The organism is Tunturiibacter gelidiferens (assembly GCF_051013345.1).
GTDB lineage: Bacteria > Acidobacteriota > Terriglobia > Terriglobales > Acidobacteriaceae > Edaphobacter > Edaphobacter gelidiferens_A.
The window spans coordinates 5,718,791-5,736,493 of the sequence record NZ_CP132939.1; the positions used below are offsets into that span (position 1 = coordinate 5,718,791).

Genomic DNA, 17,703 nt, shown 5'->3' on the forward strand with positions numbered 1-17,703 from the left:
TGGAACTGTTTCTTCACGCGACACGATACTGAGATCCGGGCTTACGCCTTTGGTTCTTCTCTTCGTACTAACCTTTTTTCGACGCGAGCAGGCAGACGAAAAAAGCGCGGGCAGGGCTCGCTGAAGGTCGCCGGGGGCGAAGTGCGGCGCAGGTGATTGCAAATCTTGCGGCAGCGGCGTTGAGCGTCTCGTGGCTTACTTTCGTCTTTCTGATGGGATTCGAGAAATCCCACTACTTGACCGGGGTGCATCCCCTGATGATGATCATGTGTCTCGCGGCGCTGGTGGAGGCCACGGCGGATACGGTTTCTTCGGAGATTGGACAGGCGTTTGGTGGGGCTCCGGTAATGCTTGTGGGGTTGCGACGGGTCGACATCGGAACGGATGGAGCAGTGACTTTGCTAGGTTCTGGTGTGGGAGTTGTTGCCGGGGTGCTAGTGGCTGCGGTGGGAGCCTGGGCGCTTCGACTGAGCGTTAGGGATGGAGCGATTGCGGGGATTGCCGGGGTGTGCGGTTTATTTTTCGACAGCCTGCTGGGCGCTACGGTGGAGCGTCGAGGTTGGCTGGGGAATGATCTGGTGAACTTCAGTTCGACTGTGTTTGCTGCGATCTTAGCCGCGGCTGTCTATCGGCTTTTGCTGCATTAGACGTCGGGTTTGCCTTCGAGCCAGCTGTGCAGGAAGCCTACGTTGACGTTGAGGCGGAGCGCGGTGTAGCTGATGATCTCGTGGACGTAACGCATGAAGAGGTCGTAGTTGCTGATGTGTCCGAGCAGCGGGCGAGGTGAGGTGTAGACGTCGAGGCCGGCGTCCTCGCAGAGCTTGCGGATGCGGAAGAGATGGGTGCCGTCGGAGACGACGACGATGTGGTGGAGATTGTTTTCGCGGGCGATGGCGGCGAGACGGTGGACCTGCTGCTCGGTGTCGATGGAGCGGGTCTCGGCGATGATGTTGGCGAAGGGGATGCCGTTGGCGAGGAGATAGTCGCGGCCTACTCCGCCTTCGGTGTTGCCGGAGTCTTTGTCGGTGCCGCCGCCGAGGGTGATGACGAGGGGGCGATCTGTTTTCGGTAGAGTTCGACGGCGTGGTCGAGGCGGGCGTGAAGGACGGGGGATGGATGGCCGAGGTACTCTGCCGCTCCGAAGACCGCGATGGCATCGGCGGGCTGCGCGTTGTCCTGGCGGGCGACGGTGTCGATCTGAACGTAGACCCAGATGCACCAAGCCGTAGCGATGATGAGCAAAAGCGCGAAGAGGCGGCGCAGGAGGAGCCCGCGGGTTGTGCTTCTGCTGCGCAGATTGGATTGAGGCGCGATCATGTTTGTCCAGAGAGCGTACGAAGGCCCAAGGCTATGCCAGAGAGTTCAACTTTTGCATCGAGCTAGTCTACAGGGTCGGACCCTAAGGCTCGATGCAAAAGTTGCTGGGGGACGGAAGAAGATGAATCGCTAATGCTGGAGGGCGAGGGCGATCTCGTGGGTGGGGATGGCTCCTTCGCGGAGGATCATCCAGGAGTTGCCGCCGCCGGAGAGATCGACGATGGTCGTGGCGGTGGTGCGGGCGGTGGGGCCGCCGTCGACGATGAGGGGAATCTTGTCGCCGAGTTGCTCGAGAACGCCGCTGGCGTAAGCGCACTCGGGAAAGCCGGCGAGGTTGGCGGACGTGGCGGTGATGGGCAGGCCGAGGCGGCTGACTACGGCGCGGGGGATGGCGGCTTCGGGGACCCTAAGGGCGAGGTTGCCGGTGTTTGCGGTGACGCGGAGAGGGAGTTTGGAGCCGGCCTTGACGACGATGGTGAGCGGGCCGGGCCAGAACTTTTCGGCCAGGCGGTCGAAGGCGGAGTCGAGCTGACGGGCCAGCTCGTAGGCCTGGGCGACCTCGGCGATGAGGAGCGAGAGAGGCTTATGGCGGGCGCGGGCTTTGAGGTCGTAGATGCGGTCGACGGCTTTGAGGTTGACGGGATCGACGGCGAGGCCATAGAAGGTGTCGGTGGGGAGAGCGACGACGTTGCCGTTGTTGAGGCTGGAGACGACGTAGTCGATGAGCGCTGGTTCGGGCTCGTCGGGATGAATACGGAGTGTTTCGGCCGTCAAATCTTGCTCCTGTACCGGTTAACCCGTCCGTTTGGGCCGGGTGCTGCTGGCGATGCCGCAGTCTCGCACCTTAGCATACCGCCTCTGTGGACTCAAGGACAGCGGAGGGGTGAGAGCCGGGACGGCGTAAGATTTGGGAGATGCAGACTTCGGAGTTGGTGGTTTCGAGCAGGGCGAATGCGCGGGTGAAGCAGCTGCGAGCGGCGTTTCAGGGCCATGCGCGGTTGAGTGGGGGAATGGTCGCGATTGAAGGGGACCATCTGCTGGAAGAGGCTCTGCGGAGCGGGATGGTGCTGAAGAGCGTGTTTGTGAGTGAGCGGCGGACGGTGCCGGGGATTGTGCCGCGTGGGGTGGAGGTTCTGCGGCTGACGGATGAAGTGCTTGGGAGTGTGGTGGAGACGCAGTCGCCGCAGGGGGTGGCGGCTTTGATGGTGCCTCCGGTGCGGACTTTAGCGGATTTGTTTGAGGGCGCGGGGGCGGCTTTGATTTTGATTGCTGCAGGAGTGCAGGATCCGGGGAATCTGGGGACGCTGGTGCGGTCGGCTGAGGCGTTTGGGGCTAGTGGTGTGCTGACTACGGCGGGGACTGTGAGTGCTTGGAACCAGAAGGCTCTGCGGGCTAGTGTGGGGAGCGTGTTTCGTGTGCCGGTGGTTGCGGTGACGCCTGCCGAGGTTGCGGGGTTGAAGGGGCGTGGGGTTCGGTTGATTGCTGCTGTGGGGGCGGATGATTTGGGTGTGGTTGCGGCGCAGGAGATGGATTTTGTGGCAGCTTGTGCGGTGATGGTTGGGAATGAAGGAAGCGGGCTGGCGGCGGAGTGGATGGAGATGTGCGATGCGCGGGTGACGATTCCCTGCCCTGGACCGGTGGAGAGTTTAAATGCGGCTGTGGCTGGGTCGTTGTTGTTGTATGAGGCTTCGCGGCAGAGGAGTGGCTGATGAGTCCGGTATCACGGAGCAAGCGACAACAAAGACGAATGCGGGGGTCTCTCCACTGCGGCGGCAAAGTACGCCGCCTCCGGTCGAGATGACGGCGATTTTTGCCAAGGCCGAGAAACAACGATTCGTTGAGGGTCGAATGGGCGATTTGTTGAGGTCGGGGAAAGATCTTAGCGGCAGGGGTGAGGGAGAGGAATGAGTCTGTTTGATGCTAGTCCGATGACTGCTCCGGCTGGGCGTGCGAGGCAGGCGCCGCTGGCGGAGAGGATGCGGCCGCGGACGCTGGCAGAGTATGTGGGGCAGGAGCATCTGTTGGGTCCGGGGAAGCCTCTGCGGCTGGCAATTGAGGGGGATGATCCTACGTCGATGATCTTCTGGGGGCCTCCGGGGACTGGGAAGACTACGCTGGCGAAGATTATTGCGCAGATGACACAGGCTAGTTTTATCGAGTTCTCGGCGGTGTTGAGTGGGATCAAAGAGATCAAGAACGTGATGGTGGCGGCGGAGAAGGCTGCGAGTTTCGGGTCGCGGACGATTCTGTTTGTCGATGAGATTCACCGGTTCAACAAGGCGCAGCAGGATGCGTTTTTGCCTTATGTGGAGCGGGGGACGATTCGGTTGATCGGGGCTACGACGGAGAATCCTTCGTTTGAGATTAATGCTGCGCTGCTGTCACGGTGCAGGGTGTATACGTTGGTGGCGTTGACGGAGGAGCAGGTTGTGGGGCTGCTGCAACGGGCACTGACGGACGTTGAGCGTGGGCTGGGAGCGAGTGGCGTTGAGGCGGATGAGGAGGCTTTGGCTACGATTGCTTCTTACTCGAGTGGGGATGCGCGGAATGGATTGAATGCGCTGGATGTGGCGGCGAAGCTGGCTGTCTCTCTTGAACCAGGGGGCGCGGGGAGAAGCTGATCACGAAGGCGCTGGCTGCGGAGGCTTTGCAGCGTAGGGTGCTGCTGTATGACAAGAAGGGCGAGCAGCACTATGACATCATCTCGGCGCTGCATAAAAGTGTGAGGAACTCGGATCCGGATGCGGCGATGTATTGGCTGGGACGGATGCTTGAGGCTGGCGAAGATCCGATGTATTGCGCGCGGCGGATTGTGCGGATGGCGGTGGAGGATATTGGGCTGGCGGCTCCGGAGGCGCTGAATCTTTGTTTGAGCGCGCGGGATGCGATGCACTTTCTGGGGCATCCGGAGGGTGAGCTGGCGTTGGCGCAGGCGGTGGTGTATCTGGCGCTGGCTCCTAAGTCGAATGCGGTTTATACGGCTTATGGTGCGGTGAAGGCGGATATTGAAGCGACGGCTGCGGAGCCGGTGCCGCTGCACCTGCGGAATGCTCCGACGAAGTTGATGAAGTCGCTCGACTATGGCAAGGACTATCAGTACGCGCATGATGTGGAGGGTCGCGTGGCGGATATGGAGTGTCTGCCGGCGGGGTTGGCGGGGCGGCGCTACTATCATCCGACGAATGAGGGACGGGAGAAGCTCCTGGCGCAGAGGATGGAGGAGATTTCACGGATCATTTCACAGAGAAGGGCAGCCAAGCGGGAATAGTGCGTGGTAGAGTGTCGGTGCTTTCCAATTCCGTGCTTTCGAATTCTGACAGCAGAAGAGAGGAAATATGCTCGCACCGGTTCCGCCTATCACTCCCTACCTGGTCGTCTCCAACGCCGCCGAAGCGATCGAGTTTTACAAAAAAGCCTTTGGGGCTACGGTCGACGGCGAGCCGCATTTGATGCCGGGGAGCAACAAGATTATGCATGCGCGTCTGCTGATCAACGGCGGCATGATTATGCTGGCCGACGATCTTGCTTCGACGATGGGGCGCTCCTCTGAGACTCCGCAGGCGCTGGGTGGCTCGCCGATTACGCTGGCGCTAAACCTGAGCGACGTACAGAGCTTCTGGGACAGAGCGGTTGCGGGCGGCGCGACGGTGACGATGCCTCTGGCGGATATGTTCTGGGGCGACCGGTATGGGCAGATGACGGACCCCTACGGACATAAGTGGTCGTTGTCTCAGAGGCTGAGGGCTATGACGGACGAGGAGATGAAGTCTGCTGCCGAACAGGCTGTGATGGACAGATGGACTTTGATGGGTGATCCCGTTGCTCCTTAGTGGGCGTATTTGACGGAGCAGCCGTAGGGGCGGGTGCTCTCGACCTGCAGTGGTTTGCCGGCCATGGCGGCGGTTAGGGTTTCGTTGAGGTAGTTGCGTGCGCCTTTGAGGTCTTCCTGCTCGGTGGTGGGTTTGTCGTCGATGGCTCCCTGGTAGATGAGCTTGCCGGTGGGGTCGATGACGAAGATGTGCGGGGTGGTCTTCGCTTCGTAGAGACGGCCGATGGTGCCATCGGGATCGAGGATGGCGGCGGTGGGTACCGCGTGCATGGTTTTGAGGTAGGTGTTCTCCTGCGCGGGGGTGACGTAGCCTTGCTGACCGGGGGCGGAGGAGATGACGGAGAGCCAGACGACGCCCTTGCCGGTCCAGTCCCGTTGCTGCGACTCCATGCTGCCGCTGAGGTAGTGCTTGCGGTCGTAGGGGCAGCCCTGGTTGGCCCATTCGAGCACGACGAACTTGCCGCGATACTCCGATAGCGTGTGCTGAGCGCCGTTGGAGTCGGTGCCTTTGAAGTCGGGGGCTGGAGTGCCGGGGACTACAGCGAGAGCGGGAATGGTAGTGAAGGCGAGAACGACGGTGAAGAGAAGATTGCGGTGGGTCTTGAGGGTCATGGGAGCACCTCCACAACTAAAAATGGCGAAAAGTTCGCAGCCAACGTCGCGGGCGAACTGCCCGTTTAGACGATGGAATTAGACCAGGGTGAGGAGATTGGCGTCGCGCCAGATACGCCATTGGCCATTGGGGCCGCGGCGGAGGGCCGTGAGGACGTTTCCGGCGTGCTTGCGAGTTTGGCCGCCTTCGATGGGGGTGAAGGAGACCTCAAGGAGATTCCAGCAGAGGGCGAGGTCGCCGCTGATGGTGATCTCCTGCACGTTGGAGCGGCAGGTGAGGTGCATGATTGCGACCATCGCGGCGAAGGCTTCGGCGAACTGCTTGCGGCGCATGGGAGCGCTGCCGGAGGTGAGGAAGACGACGTCTTCGGTCATCAATTGCATCTGGGCGGTGAGGTCTCCGGCTTCGGAGGCTTCGCCCCACGCGTTGATGAGGTCGCGGATTTTTTGCTCGTCGGATTGGGTGGATTCGGTCGTCATTGCTTCACGTCCTTTTCGAGGGCGGTGAGGACGATGTCTTTGGTGAGGAGTTCGGGGAGGACGTCGGCGGAGGAGTTCTTCATCGCCGGATAGATGACGTAGGTGGGGACGCCGCTGCGATTCACCGAGGCCAGCTGTTTGGTGATCTCGGGGTCGTATTGGGTCCAGTCGGCCTTGAGGAGGGTTACGTTGTTTTTGCTGAACTGATGCTGGACGTCGGCGGATTTGAGTACGGCGCGCTCGTTGACCTGGCAGCTGAGACACCAGGCGGCGGTGAAGTCGATGAATACGGGATGACCGGCGGCGCGGGCCTGGTCGAGGGATTGCTGCGAATAGGGGGCCCAGACAAGGGTGGTGTCTTTTGGCTGGTAGAGGGGATGGCGAGGCCGAGCGCGGCGATGAGGACGGCGGCGATGGCACTGATCCAGTTGGCGGGCCATTTACCGAGAGCCCAGCCTGCGATGGCTAAGGCGAGGAAGCACCAGAGCAGACGTGTGAGGTGATCGACTCCCTGACTGTTGCCGCTGTGGAGGTTGCCGTAGACCCATGCGAGCCAGATGGCGGTGCCGAAGAGAGGGACCGCGGTTAACTGTTTGAGGATCTCCATCCACGCGCCGGGACGGGGAGGATGCGGGTCCAGGCGGGTTGGAAGCTCAGGAGGAGGTAGGGTGTGGCGAGGCCGAGACCGAGAGCGGTGAAGACGGCGAAGGTGACTCCGGCGGGTTGGGCGAGGGCGAAGCCGATGGCGGCTCCCATCAACGGCGCGGTGCAGGGTGTGGCTACGATGGTGGCGAGGACGCCGGTAAAGAAGCTGCCGGTGTAGCCCTGCTTCTGCGCGAGGCCGCCGCCTACGCTGGTGAGGGAGAGGCCGAGGTCAAACTGGCCGGCGAGGGAGAGCGCAAAGAAGAAGAGGCCAGCGGCGAGGACCGCGATGAAGGTTGGGGATTGAAGCTGGAAGCCCCATCCGGCCTGACTGCCGGTGGCGCGGAGGATGAGCAGAGCCGCGACGATGATCCAGAAAGAGACCAGGATGCCGAGGGTGTAGACGATGCCGTGGCTACGGAGGCGGCTGCGCTCTTCGCCGGAGGACTGCACGAGGGCGAGGCCTTTGAGGAAGAGGACCGGAAAGACGCAGGGCATCAGGTTGAGGATGATACCGCCGACGAATGCGAGGCCGATGGCGCTGAGTGTGGTGACGCTGCTGGCGGCCGGAGCGCCGGGTATTTTGCTGCCGGGGGCGGCGGCGACTTCGCCGCGGGTGACGGGGGCGGTGACGTCGTAGGCTTCAGTGTCGGAGAGCTTGAGGACGCCGTGGAGCTGCGCGGGGAGGGTCTTGAGGTCTTCGGAGCGGCGGACTCGGAGGCGAACACCGTCCGAGGTCGGCTCGATCTGCTGGGGGGCGGCGTTGGCGATCTGATCCTGATCGGCAGGGTAGAACTCGGCGTTGGTCTCGCGGCCACCGCTGATGAGGTTAAAGACGAAGTCGGTCTTGCCGCCGCTGATGGTGAGCTTTGCGTCGGCGGGGAGCGGCTTGGGGATGAGGGTGAGGGCTTCGCCTATGGCGCCGACGGGTTGTGCCGGGGCGGCTCCGGGGACGACGTTGAGATTGAGGCCGAGATGCGCTTTGCCGGGGATGCAGACCTCGCGGCAGACGAGCCAGTTGATTTTTGCGTCGAGGTGGATGGGGCCGGGCTTGACGGAGCTGGCGGCGGTGAGCTGGACGGGGAAGGCTACCTCGTCTTCGTAGCCGAAGTCCATGAGCGGGCCTAGCGGAAGGCGGCTGGGGATGGGAAAGAGCATGGGGCCGGCGGTGACGCCTTCGGGGAGGGTCCAGTTAATTTTGGGCGGCTCGCCGGAGTCGCCGGCGTTGATCCAGTAGACGTGCCAGTGCTCTTCGAGGGTAAGGACGAGGCCGACCTGGAGGGTGCCGCCGGGGGCGATGCTGGGGGAGAGAGAGACGAGTTCCGCGGTGAGATGCTGGGCTTTGACGGGGCCGGGGCCGCCGTCGCCGACCACCTGTAGCTGGGCGTTCGCGGGTGTCTGGAAGAGGAGGGCGCAGACGAAGGTCAGAAGTGCGGATAATTTGCGTACGTTCTTCATTCACTTCCAATTGTAGGGCTTGTTTCGCGGCGTTTTGTCACCTGGGTGTCAGGTGGCGGTGTTCGACCATGATGCAGCGATCCATGACGACGTGGATTCCTGCAGCTTCGGCGCGGTTGGCGGCTTCAAGGTTGATGATTCCCTGCTGGACCCACACGTTGGGAAGGCCTAGCTGAATCATCTCGTCAACGATAGCGGGGATGAACTTTGGCAGGCGGAAGACGTCGACGATGTCGGGTTTGATGGGGAGGTCGGAGAGTGACGCATAGGACTTCTCGCCGAGAACCTCAGGAATGGAGGGGTTGATTGGGTAGAGCTTGTAGCCGTGCTGCTGCATGTAGGCGGAGACGTAGTGGCTGGGTTTGGCAGGGTCTTCTGACAGGCCAATGACCGCGATGGTGCGCGGATTTTCTTTAGCGGTGACGCCGAGCATTCTGCGGATGATCTCTGGTTCGTTCACTTTTGTACGGAAGCCTTTGACGGGAGTTCTATTTGTGCCATGCGCCTAAAAGACGGCGGATGATGAGGAGTTGGCCGAAGTGGTAGGCGTTGTGGTCGGCGACGAGAAGAGCTTCGCGGAGCAGGTTCTGGCCATCGCCCCAACGGAAGGGCTTGTAGAGGTCGGAGCTGGGATTTTCGATCAGAGCAAGAAAGTGCTGGGCGTCAGAGCGAATGGCTGCGATGCATTGATCCCAGGAGTTGGTCGCGGGTGGCTGCGGAGACTTGGGCCAGTATTCGTCTGGCCATTTCAGACCGTGATAGCCGCCGGTGGGGGAGCGCAGAAGTTGAGTATGTCGCGCTGAGTAATGCGGAGGTGCTCGAGGATCTGCCAGGCGGAGTAGGGGAGGTTGGGTGGGACGGTGCCGCGGAGGTTGGCTGGAAAGTCTTCGACGACTTCGTCGAAGGTGGCGTGGGCCTGACCGCCGTGGAGAAGGGCGATCAACTGTTTGCGCAGAGGCGCTAGTTCGTCTGGTGTTTTTTTCTTGTCGTTCGTCTTAGCTGTGCCCGATTTGGAGATGCTCACTGAGTTTTGCCTCCGACGTCCCATTTGTTGGATGCGACCGAGGCACCAGAGTTACATCGGTTTGCGGGGACGTCGGCGAGGTGAGTGGCAGTAAGTTTGGTAGTTTTTTTGTTTTGTGATGGGTTTGGTGTTTTTGCTGCGGGTTTTGAGGAAAAGGGGTGTTTTGTTGTGGTGTTTTTGTGGTGAAAGTGTGGTGGATTGCGTGGTAAACGTGGTGCGTTAGCATCCACTTTTTCGTGGGCTGGGAGTACGCCACATTTTGTGGATTTATTTTCGCTGGGACTTTCGCGGGGCTGAGATGGGCTGGGTTGGAGTGAGATTAAAGCAGATCCCTGCGGGATGACAAACAAAGGGACAGGAAACGGCAACTTCCAAGAACAACTGCAACCGCAAAGACAAATGCGGGGTCCTTCGACTGCGTGACTCACAAAGTGCCGTGAGTCACTTCGCTCAGGATGACGAGGCTTTATTTTAGAGGATGAGACTTGGCTGGAGCCGTTCGTGCTGCGACTCCAGCTCAGAGGATCAGGCTACGTCGTCGTCCTCAGCGACTTCGGCTGGGAAGTTGCCCTCGCGACGCATTCGGAGGTAGCCGCGGATGAAGGGCTCGAGGTCGCCATCGAGGACCTTATCGACGTCGCCGACTTCTACGCGGGTGCGCAGGTCCTTGGCCAGGCGGTAGGGCTGCAGGACGTAGCTGCGAATCTGCGAGCCGAATTTGATGTCGAGTTTGGAGTCTTCGAGCTTGCGGGCGGTGGCCTTCTTTTTGTCGAGTTCGTACTCGTAGAGCTTGGAGCGCATCATCTTCATGGCCCGCTCCTTGTTCTTGTGTTGAGAGCGCTCGTTCTGGCAGCCGGTGACGAGGCCGGTGGGGATGTGGGTGATGCGGACGGCGGAGTCGGTGGTGTTGACGTGCTGACCGCCCTTGCCGCCGGAGCGATAGGTGTCGATGCGAAGGTCTTCGGTCTTGATGTCGATGACGATGGTGTCGTCGATCTCGGGCGAGACGAAGACGCTGGCGAAGCTGGTGTGACGGCGCTTGGCAGAGTCGAAGGGGAGATGCGAACGAGACGATGAACGCCGGTTTCACCGCTGAGGAGGCCGAAGGCGAAGTCGCCTGTGATGGTGAAGGTGGCGGATTTGATGCCGGCTTCGTCGCCATCCTGGATTTCGTTGATCTCGACCTTGAAGTTCTGGCGCTCGCCCCAGCGGATGTACATGCGCATGAGCATCTCGGCCCAGTCCTGACTCTCGGTTCCACCCGCACCGGGGTGTACGGTGACGATGGCGTTGAGCGGGTCGGTCTCGCCGGAGAGCATGGTCTTGGATTCGAGCTTTTCGGAGAAGTCGACCAGGGCGGGGATCTCGCGGGAAAGGTCGGGCTCGGTGTTTTCGCCTTCGCGGGCGAGTTCGAAGTAGGCTTCGATGTCGTCGGAGCGGCGGGCGAGTTCGGCGTCGTCGGCGAGTAGAGTTTCGAGGCGTTTGCGTTCCCGCATGAGGGGCTGCGAGCGGGAGGCATCAGCCCAGACGGTGGGGTCGGCTATCTTTTCTTCGATAACGGAGAGTTCGCGGCGGAGTCGGGCCGAGTCAAAGATACTCCCGCAGATCGCGTACTTTGTCGCGGACTGGGGAGTAGGAGTATTCGAGATCGCTAAGCATGTCTTTCAATCTTAGTGCATTTTTTCATGTGGGATGGATTCGGCTCTGAAGGAGACTGTGATTGAGCTGGAAGCAGTAGGGTTATGAGGGCGTGGGGACTGAAAAATCGGGGAGGACAGGTAGAAAGCTGCTGGCTGTATAGGCTATGTGAGGTCTATCGGGATCCTTCACTGCGTTCAGGATGACTGCAGGAACGGGAACAGCACTAAATCAGAGGTTCCCTAAAGGCCCCTTTCTATCGCAAGTGTGGAGAGACCCTAAAGCCTTGGTGTACCTAGATGCAGAAGCTTCGATGCGTCCGGCACGACCTAAAGCCTCTTTTTCGGCACGACTGAACGCGGTCCCTTCAAATCTTAGCTTGTCGTTCGTCCGAAGAGGCCCCATGCGAAGGCGAGCGTGGTGAGGAACGCGCAGGCGTAGGCGAAGAGGTCACCGTGCGCGGCGTAGAAGGTGAGGTCGTGCTCGTAGCCGAAGTGGACGCGCAAGCTGGAGCGTAGATGGCGTGGCAGAGCAGCGGTTACGTGACCGAAGGGGTTGATGGAGGCGGTGACGCCGGTGTTGGTGGCGCGGAGGATCCAGCGGTGGTTTTCTATGGCTCGCATGCGGACCATGTTGAGGTGCTGCCATGCGGCGCTGGTGTTGCCGTACCAGCCGTCGTTGGAGATATTGATGAGGACGTCGGCTCCCTGCTGGGTGAGATGACGGATCTCATCGCCGAAGATGGATTCGTAGCAGATGAAGACGCCGTAGGTGTGGCCGCCGGTGGAGAAGACGGTGCGCTGGGCTCCGGGTGAGAAGGTGCCTACTTCGTTGAGGAGATTCTTTGCGAAGAAGAAGAGGTCTTTGAAGGGGACGTACTCGCCGAAGGGGACCAGATGCATCTTGTCGTAGTGGCCATCGAAGGTGCCGTCAGGATTTATGAAAGAGGCGCGGTTGTACGGGGTGTAGCCGGATTTATTTGTGGGGCTGGGCTCGAAGCCGATGTTGCCTACGATGACGGGGGCTTGTGCGGATCGGGCCAGGGCCGAGATCGCGGTGCGGAACTGTGGGTCTATGTCTTCAAAGGGCGCGGGAGATTCGGGCCAGACGATGAGGCTGGTTGCGATGGGAGCGCTCGCGTCGGATTCTCCAGTGGATTGGGGGCGAATGAGATAGACCGCCTGGGTGCCTGGAAGTTCGGGGGTTCCAAGCAGAAATCTTGTTGACGGGTAGCGGCTGAGGTAGGAGAAGGAGTCGAGGAACTGTTGGGTTGTTGGTTGCGGGCCGGTGTTGGCTGCTCCTACTTCTAGATTCTCCTGGACGAGAGTCGCGGTTGCGGCGGTGGGCGATGGCTTCGGGTTTGCGATGAGGCGGAGGCCGAGGATGTAGACGACAACGATGACGACGCCCGCGATGGTGAGCGCGGAACGGGTGTAGCGGCGCTCGCGGAGACGGATGCGAACGAGCCAGAGGGCGTTGACCGCAGCAATGACGAAGGAGAGGCCATAGGCTCCCGTGATAGGAGCGAGGCGGGTCAGCATGGGGTTGTCGACCTGAGCGATGCCGAGAAGATCCCAGGGGAGACCAGTGATGCGGGCGCGGGCGAGTTCAACGGCGACCCAGGCGAAGGGGACAAAGACCAGCGCGGCCTGACGGCCGAAGCGATTTCCGAATGCGGCGAGGAGAGTTCCAAAGAGAGCGTGGTAGAGGCCGAGGTAGAGACAGAAGAGGATGAGAATGCCGGCGGCGATGGGCTTGGCGAGGCCGCCGTAGAGATACATCGTCTGGTAGATCCAGTAGCAGTTTCCCATGTACCAGAGGAAGCCGCAGAGGTAACCGAGGGCTGCTCCCTGACGGAAGGTAAGTGTGTTGCCGCTCTTGTCGTTAGCGAGAATCGCCCAGAGGAGAGGAAGGAGTGCGACCCAGCAAAAGATGGTTCGCCAGAGAGGCACAGGCCCCGCGATGGGAAAGGGTAGAACTTGAAGGATGCCGGACAGGACGGCCATGGCCCAAAGTCGCAGGGGGATAAGTCGCATCGCGTCTGAAGTCTAACATTGAGCTGACAATTTCCAGTTAGTTTCCAGCTGGTTGAGAGATACAATGGACGCGCATGGATTTTGTCATTCATCTCGTTGCAAAGGTTGTTGTCCCGCTGTTTTTTATTGGGATGGCGGGTTCCGCAGTGGTGATCGTGGTGAGTTTTGCAGAGGATTTGAAGGAGTTGCTGGGGGATGAAGAATAGCTGTCAACGGCGGAAGCAGGATCACACTCTGCTCTTGCCGGTGGGTGTTGGCAGTGTTCCACTTAGGTTGGGGGAGTGGCCGTCGAACATGCTGAAGTTATTCAGTATCGCTGGCTGTTCGCGTTATCAAACAGCAAACCATAATGGGATCTAAACAAACGATCAATAAGCCGCAATCGAACCGCGTCCGCCTGGTCGTGGCGTCGTCGGTGATGCTCACCTTTATTTCTTTCTGGCGAGCGGCGGCAATTGTGCTGAACGACCTTGGGTCTTCGGCGTTCTATGCGGGCGGCATCGCGGAAGAGGCGGTTGGCAAGGCTGCGCCGTGGTTCATCCTGGGCGTGATGCTGTTCAGCTTTGCGGTGCGTTCGGTGTATGTCGAGAGCTGCAGCATGTTTACGCGCGGTGGTGTCTACCGAATTGTGAAGGAGGCGTTGGGGGGAACGTTTGCAAAGCTGAGCGTGTCCGCGTTGATGTTCGATTACGTTCTGACAGGACCGATCTCGGGCGTTTCAGCTGGGCAGTACATCGTCGGTCTGCTGAATGAGTTGTTGCGGCTTTGTGCAGCACACCATTGGGCTAGCGGGTTGGTGCTGCATTCGAGCGGCTCGGCTCGACAGTTGCCGGTGGACGGGACTTCGGCTGCGATTGCGGGCCTTATAACCACCTACTTTTGGTGGCAGAACACCAAGGGGATTGAGGAGTCGAGCGATAAGGCTCTGAAGGTGATGAAGATCACGACCGTGATGGTTGTGATTCTACTTAGCTGGGGAGTATTCTCTGCGATCCATGTTGGGGCCCACCTTCCGCCCTGGCCTACGCCGGACAATCTCCATTTCAGCAAAGATGCTCTGGGATTCTTGAAGCACACCGGATTCATGCGGTCGCTGGGGCTCTTCGGTGTGTTGATGGCATTCGGTCACTCGGTGCTTGCGATGAGCGGCGAAGAATCACTGGCGCAGGTGAACCGCGAGATTGAACATCCGAAGCTGAAGAATTTGAAGCGGGCAGCGATCGTGATTGCGATCTACAGCTTCATCTTCACGGGCATCGGCACGTTGCTGGCTGTGATGTTGATTCCGGACACGGTGCGGGTGCCGGTTTATCGCGACAATTTGATCGCCGGAATGGCAATGTTCATGGTGGGGCCGCTGGCGGTGCGGATCGGCTTCCGTGTCTTTGTGGTGATCGTGGGATTCTTGATTCTTGGCGGAGCTGTAAATACCGCGATCGTCGGTTCGACCGGCGTACTGATGCGGGTGGCCGAGGATGGAGTGCTGTCGGACTGGTTTCGTAAGCCACAGAGGAAATATGGGACCAGTTATCGTATCGTGAACCTGGTTGCAGGACTGCAGGTGTTCACAATTCTTGTAACTCGGGGCAACGTCATCATGCTGGGTGAAGCCTATGCGTTTGGCGTGATCTGGAGCTTCACCTTCAATGCCCTGGCGATGCTGGTACTGCGGTGGAAGTACAAAGGCGAACGGGGTTGGAAGGTTCCGCTCAATATTCGGATCGGAAAAACAGAGATTCCTCTGGGACTACTTTCTGTCTTCCTGGTTCTGCTTACGACTGCGATTGTGAACTTGTTCACGAAATCGGTAGCTACGGTAAGTGGAGTTATTTTTGCGGCTGCATTCTTTGTAATTTTTCTCTCTCGGAGAGAGATAACAAGCGTCGTCACGACCTAACCACGCTGCAGATGAAAGAACATTTTCAGCTGGAGCATCAGGATAACGTGGGACGTGAAGCGCTGGAGATTCGTCCAGGCGCGGTAGTGGTGACCATGCGCGACTCGGCCGCACCGTTTGCGCTGAAGTGGGCTTTGACTCACACCAACACAGACGATCAGGACCTAGTTGTACTGGCTGCTCGAATGATGGGCGCGGGCGGACCGGAGTATGTCGACGCGTCGGAGCAGTTATTCAGCGAACACGAGCAGATGCTATTTACGAAGGCTGTGTCTGTCGCCGAAAGCTTCGGGAAACATATTTCGCTGCTGGTAGTTCCGGCTGGAGATATATTTTCGGCGCTTGTGCAGACAGCTAATTCTCTTGATGCAGCGGCTGTTGTCTCAGGACTATCGACCAAGCTTACTGCTGAGGAACAGGCTTACCATGTTGGCCAGGCGTGGGAGGCACTGCCTGAGCCGAAGCGTCAGTTTACTTTTTATGTCGTCAAACCGGATGGCGAGTCGCTGAGCTTCCACATAGGTCCCCATGCACCTACTATCGAACCGCACGAAGTGCAGCTTGTACATCGTCTGTGGCTCAACATTCGGCGCGCGCCGGACATGGAGGATATCCATCACAGCGACATACTCACCTATGCCCTGACCCGCATGGCGACTGAGTTTGCGCGAGACAAACAAGGAACCCTGAAAGATCTGCAGAGGTGCATTGATGAGTCCCATCATCGTCGTGGTTTGGGGGCTCGCGGCACGAAGAGTTGGATGAAGCTGGACCAGGGTATGCGATCCGCGCTGCCAAAACAGCACATAGTACCGAAGACCATAAAGTTACTACCGCTAAAATCAAATAGTCGGACGAGTTACTTATTGTTTGCATCACATTAGTTACTTCTGTATCGTCATTAGGTGGCAATAAGAATTGGTCGACGCAGATAGATCCTCGAATAACTCGACCTATTGATGCCACTGGAGGTAACACGTGGAAGTTAGCCGTATTATTGCCGAGATTGATGCCCAGATCGTGAAGCTCCAGCAAGCGCGCGCGCTACTGGGGGGAACAACGGCAACAGCGAAGCGAACAGGCCCTGGCCGTCCCAAAGGTAGTAAGAACGCCGCTGCTGCAACGCCAGCCACCGCCCCTCGAAAACGCAAATTGAGCCCCGAGGGCCGTAAACGAATCGCCGATGCGATGAAGAAGCGCTGGGCCGAGCGCCGGAAACAGAGTTCGAAGGGATAGAGTTTCTTGGAATTTCTGCTAAAGAAAATAGGCGCCTCTAGTCGAGGCGCCTATTTTCTTTAGATGAGTTCGATTCCGCCCGAACATCCAGGCTTACCGCTCCATTATCGGGTGATAATGACCTCGCGAAGGCTGTCTTTAGCGAGGAAGAATCGGAAGTTACTAAACTCGCTCAGCAGGTTTTCAATCTTGCGGTTGTTGAAGATGTTAAGAAGTGGATAGTTCCCTGCACGCTGCATCTCAACTACATCGGTGTCGGTGAGATGGTATCGGCAGAAGAAGGTCTCGGGACTGCTTGTCTGGTGAAAGTAAGCAAGCATAAGGCCTCCCGGTTGAAGCACCTTGTGGATACGGGACAGTACAGGTCCTATAAGAGGTTCGGGCAGATAGTCCGCCGTGTCCCAAAAGATGACGACGTCGAATACGCGACCGGAAAAATTAAGATTGCTCTCGAGAAAACGCTCGACATCGAACCTGGGTTCCTGCCCCTCTTCGCCGGGAGTGAGCCACTCTGGCTTCGAGGCTTCGTCTACAACGCTCGCCATGTAGATGCTGTGGCCGAGGCTGGTGATGTAGTTGATGTTGGTGGATGAAGTTGGTCCGATGTCGAGGATGCGCAGTGATTCCTGCGTCTGCAGGTGTTTCATCAACTCTTTCCATCCACTGGAATGACGAGGAATACGACCGGTGTCGCCACCTCGTGGAGTACTTGTGCTATCGCTACCGCCGAAAAGGCTGCGCATTGAGCCCGCTTCCCTTTCTGGTCCTAGGCCTGTGGTTGAGAGAAAAGTGGAGCGCTTGCCTCGACGGACGCGGAGGGAGTTGCGACTGCCGTTGAGGACTTGGATTGCGCTTCGGAGGAGAGTTTGAGTTCGACACTTCCCTTCAGTATTGCACTCTCTTCAATGCAGAGCCGGCCGGCCAAGATGTCTCCGTTCACGATTGCGGACTGACGCAGGTCGACGCGACCAGTGGCCTGGACATTACCGGTAAGATGACCGAATACGGTGACATCGCGGACGCTGATATCAGCCCGAACGCGTGCGTTGGGCCCGATGGTCAAACAGCTTTCTTTGAGGGTGATGGTTCCTTCGATGTCTCCGTCGATGTAGAGGTCTTCCTCGCCGGAGAGTTCTCCTCGAATGACGACCGACTTACCGATGACGGTGGAACCCTCTGCTGGTTTCATAAGCGTGTTGTTCTCCCTTGAGGTCCTGTCTACTGCATGTGCACCTTGCCCGAACTATACCCAAGCTCATGCCGAGAGGCAAACCGCGAATACTTTGCCGCCCACCGTGAGTCATATAAAAGAACCATAGAATGGAGAGATGAGAGGTGTGGATTGGTAAGAGCCACAGTGGACGCGCGTGAGGCAACTTCAGCCGGCAAGCCCCGATTCAGGACAGTTTTAGAGCACAGGAGGTGTCGGAAGCGAATTGTCATCGGATCTCTCCTGTTGCTGGCGGTCACGACCGGGATGGTAGCACGAGCACAGAGTGCCACTACGACGAAAGATGTAGATGAGGCGGCCTTG

Annotated in this window: 17 protein-coding genes and 3 pseudogenes; 8 read left to right on the forward strand and 12 right to left on the reverse strand. The window is 59.1% G+C overall.

All coding sequences use genetic code 11. The annotated features are described in order from the left end of the window. Positions 1–104: 104 nt before the first annotated feature. A pseudogene (locus RBB80_RS28845) lies at positions 105–647 on the forward strand (DUF92 domain-containing protein); the annotation flags it as partial. Here RBB80_RS28845 and RBB80_RS28850 read toward each other — a convergent pair. Further along, complete coding sequence (locus RBB80_RS28850; protein ID WP_433969938.1) at positions 644–1,219, reverse strand: YdcF family protein; 576 nt, start codon at positions 1,217–1,219, stop codon at positions 644–646. The pseudogene RBB80_RS28845 and the gene RBB80_RS28850 sit on opposite strands and share 4 nt — an antisense overlap. A gap of 227 nt (positions 1,220–1,446) precedes the next feature. Beyond that, positions 1,447–2,091 (reverse strand): L-threonylcarbamoyladenylate synthase, encoded by a 645-nt coding sequence (locus tag RBB80_RS28855; protein WP_433965618.1) that lies wholly within the window; start codon positions 2,089–2,091, stop codon positions 1,447–1,449. A 140-nt stretch (positions 2,092–2,231) separates the two neighbouring features. On the opposite strand from RBB80_RS28855, the gene RBB80_RS28860 reads away from it, so the two are divergent. The 3 genes and pseudogenes from RBB80_RS28860 (at position 2,232) to RBB80_RS28870 (ending at position 5,147) form a co-directional block, all read left to right on the forward strand. Then, positions 2,232–3,026, forward strand: coding sequence for a TrmH family RNA methyltransferase (locus tag RBB80_RS28860; protein ID WP_433965619.1), 795 nt, complete (start codon positions 2,232–2,234; stop codon positions 3,024–3,026). Positions 3,027–3,221: 195 nt separating this feature from the next. Next, positions 3,222–4,585 (forward strand): annotated as a pseudogene (locus RBB80_RS28865) (replication-associated recombination protein A). A 67-nt stretch (positions 4,586–4,652) separates the two neighbouring features. Continuing rightward, on the forward strand, positions 4,653–5,147 hold the full coding sequence (locus RBB80_RS28870) for a VOC family protein (protein WP_433965620.1): 495 nt from the start codon (positions 4,653–4,655) through the stop codon (positions 5,145–5,147). Here RBB80_RS28870 and RBB80_RS28875 read toward each other — a convergent pair. From RBB80_RS28875 to lnt, 8 genes and pseudogenes are all read right to left on the reverse strand, one after another. After that, positions 5,144–5,758 carry a redoxin domain-containing protein gene (locus tag RBB80_RS28875; RefSeq protein ID WP_433965621.1) on the reverse strand — a complete coding sequence of 205 codons (615 nt, stop codon included), beginning with the start codon at positions 5,756–5,758 and terminating at the stop codon, positions 5,144–5,146. The genes RBB80_RS28870 and RBB80_RS28875 overlap by 4 nt on opposite strands. Before the next feature lie 78 nt (positions 5,759–5,836). After that, a complete protein-coding gene (locus tag RBB80_RS28880) occupies positions 5,837–6,238 on the reverse strand; it encodes a YybH family protein (protein WP_433965622.1) in 402 nt (133 codons plus the stop codon). Beyond that, the gene (locus RBB80_RS28885) at positions 6,235–6,678 is read right to left on the reverse strand and encodes a thioredoxin family protein (RefSeq protein WP_433965623.1); all 444 of its coding nucleotides are present in this window, start codon (positions 6,676–6,678) and stop codon (positions 6,235–6,237) included. Before RBB80_RS28885 ends, RBB80_RS28880 begins: the two co-directional genes overlap by 4 nt. Before the next feature lie 145 nt (positions 6,679–6,823). Continuing rightward, entirely contained in the window at positions 6,824–8,338 is a 1,515-nt protein-coding gene (locus tag RBB80_RS28890; RefSeq protein ID WP_433965624.1) for a protein-disulfide reductase DsbD family protein, read from the reverse strand. A 37-nt stretch (positions 8,339–8,375) separates the two neighbouring features. Beyond that, positions 8,376–8,798: a CoA-binding protein gene (locus RBB80_RS28895; protein ID WP_433965625.1), complete on the reverse strand. Its 423-nt coding sequence runs from the start codon at positions 8,796–8,798 to the stop codon at positions 8,376–8,378. Positions 8,799–9,086: 288 nt separating this feature from the next. Then, complete coding sequence (locus RBB80_RS28900) at positions 9,087–9,362, reverse strand: hypothetical protein (protein ID WP_433965626.1); 276 nt, start codon at positions 9,360–9,362, stop codon at positions 9,087–9,089. A gap of 525 nt (positions 9,363–9,887) precedes the next feature. Continuing rightward, positions 9,888–11,021: pseudogene (gene prfB, locus RBB80_RS28905) on the reverse strand (peptide chain release factor 2). A 353-nt stretch (positions 11,022–11,374) separates the two neighbouring features. Further along, positions 11,375–13,036: an apolipoprotein N-acyltransferase gene (gene lnt / locus RBB80_RS28910; protein WP_433965627.1), complete on the reverse strand. Its 1,662-nt coding sequence runs from the start codon at positions 13,034–13,036 to the stop codon at positions 11,375–11,377. Positions 13,037–13,110: 74 nt separating this feature from the next. Here lnt and RBB80_RS28915 point away from each other — a divergent pair, with 74 nt between their 5' ends. The 4 genes from RBB80_RS28915 to RBB80_RS28930 all read left to right on the forward strand — a co-directional run bounded on the left by RBB80_RS28915 (position 13,111) and on the right by RBB80_RS28930 (position 16,169). After that, the gene (locus RBB80_RS28915) at positions 13,111–13,242 is read left to right on the forward strand and encodes a hypothetical protein (RefSeq protein WP_433965628.1); all 132 of its coding nucleotides are present in this window, start codon (positions 13,111–13,113) and stop codon (positions 13,240–13,242) included. A gap of 143 nt (positions 13,243–13,385) precedes the next feature. Further along, entirely contained in the window at positions 13,386–14,933 is a 1,548-nt protein-coding gene (locus RBB80_RS28920; RefSeq protein WP_433965629.1) for an APC family permease, read from the forward strand. Between the two features lie 11 nt (positions 14,934–14,944). Beyond that, on the forward strand, positions 14,945–15,817 hold the full coding sequence (locus RBB80_RS28925; RefSeq protein WP_433965630.1) for a hypothetical protein: 873 nt from the start codon (positions 14,945–14,947) through the stop codon (positions 15,815–15,817). Between the two features lie 94 nt (positions 15,818–15,911). Next, on the forward strand, positions 15,912–16,169 hold the full coding sequence (locus RBB80_RS28930; protein WP_433965631.1) for a hypothetical protein: 258 nt from the start codon (positions 15,912–15,914) through the stop codon (positions 16,167–16,169). 104 nt (positions 16,170–16,273) lie between these two features. Here the strand turns inward: RBB80_RS28930 and RBB80_RS28935 are convergent, their stop codons facing one another. Together RBB80_RS28935 and RBB80_RS28940 are read right to left on the reverse strand one after the other, a co-directional pair. After that, entirely contained in the window at positions 16,274–16,816 is a 543-nt protein-coding gene (locus tag RBB80_RS28935; RefSeq protein ID WP_433965632.1) for an SAM-dependent methyltransferase, read from the reverse strand. Positions 16,817–16,935: 119 nt separating this feature from the next. Beyond that, positions 16,936–17,358, reverse strand: coding sequence for a bactofilin family protein (locus tag RBB80_RS28940; RefSeq protein ID WP_433965633.1), 423 nt, complete (start codon positions 17,356–17,358; stop codon positions 16,936–16,938). Positions 17,359–17,703: the final 345 nt, after the last annotated feature.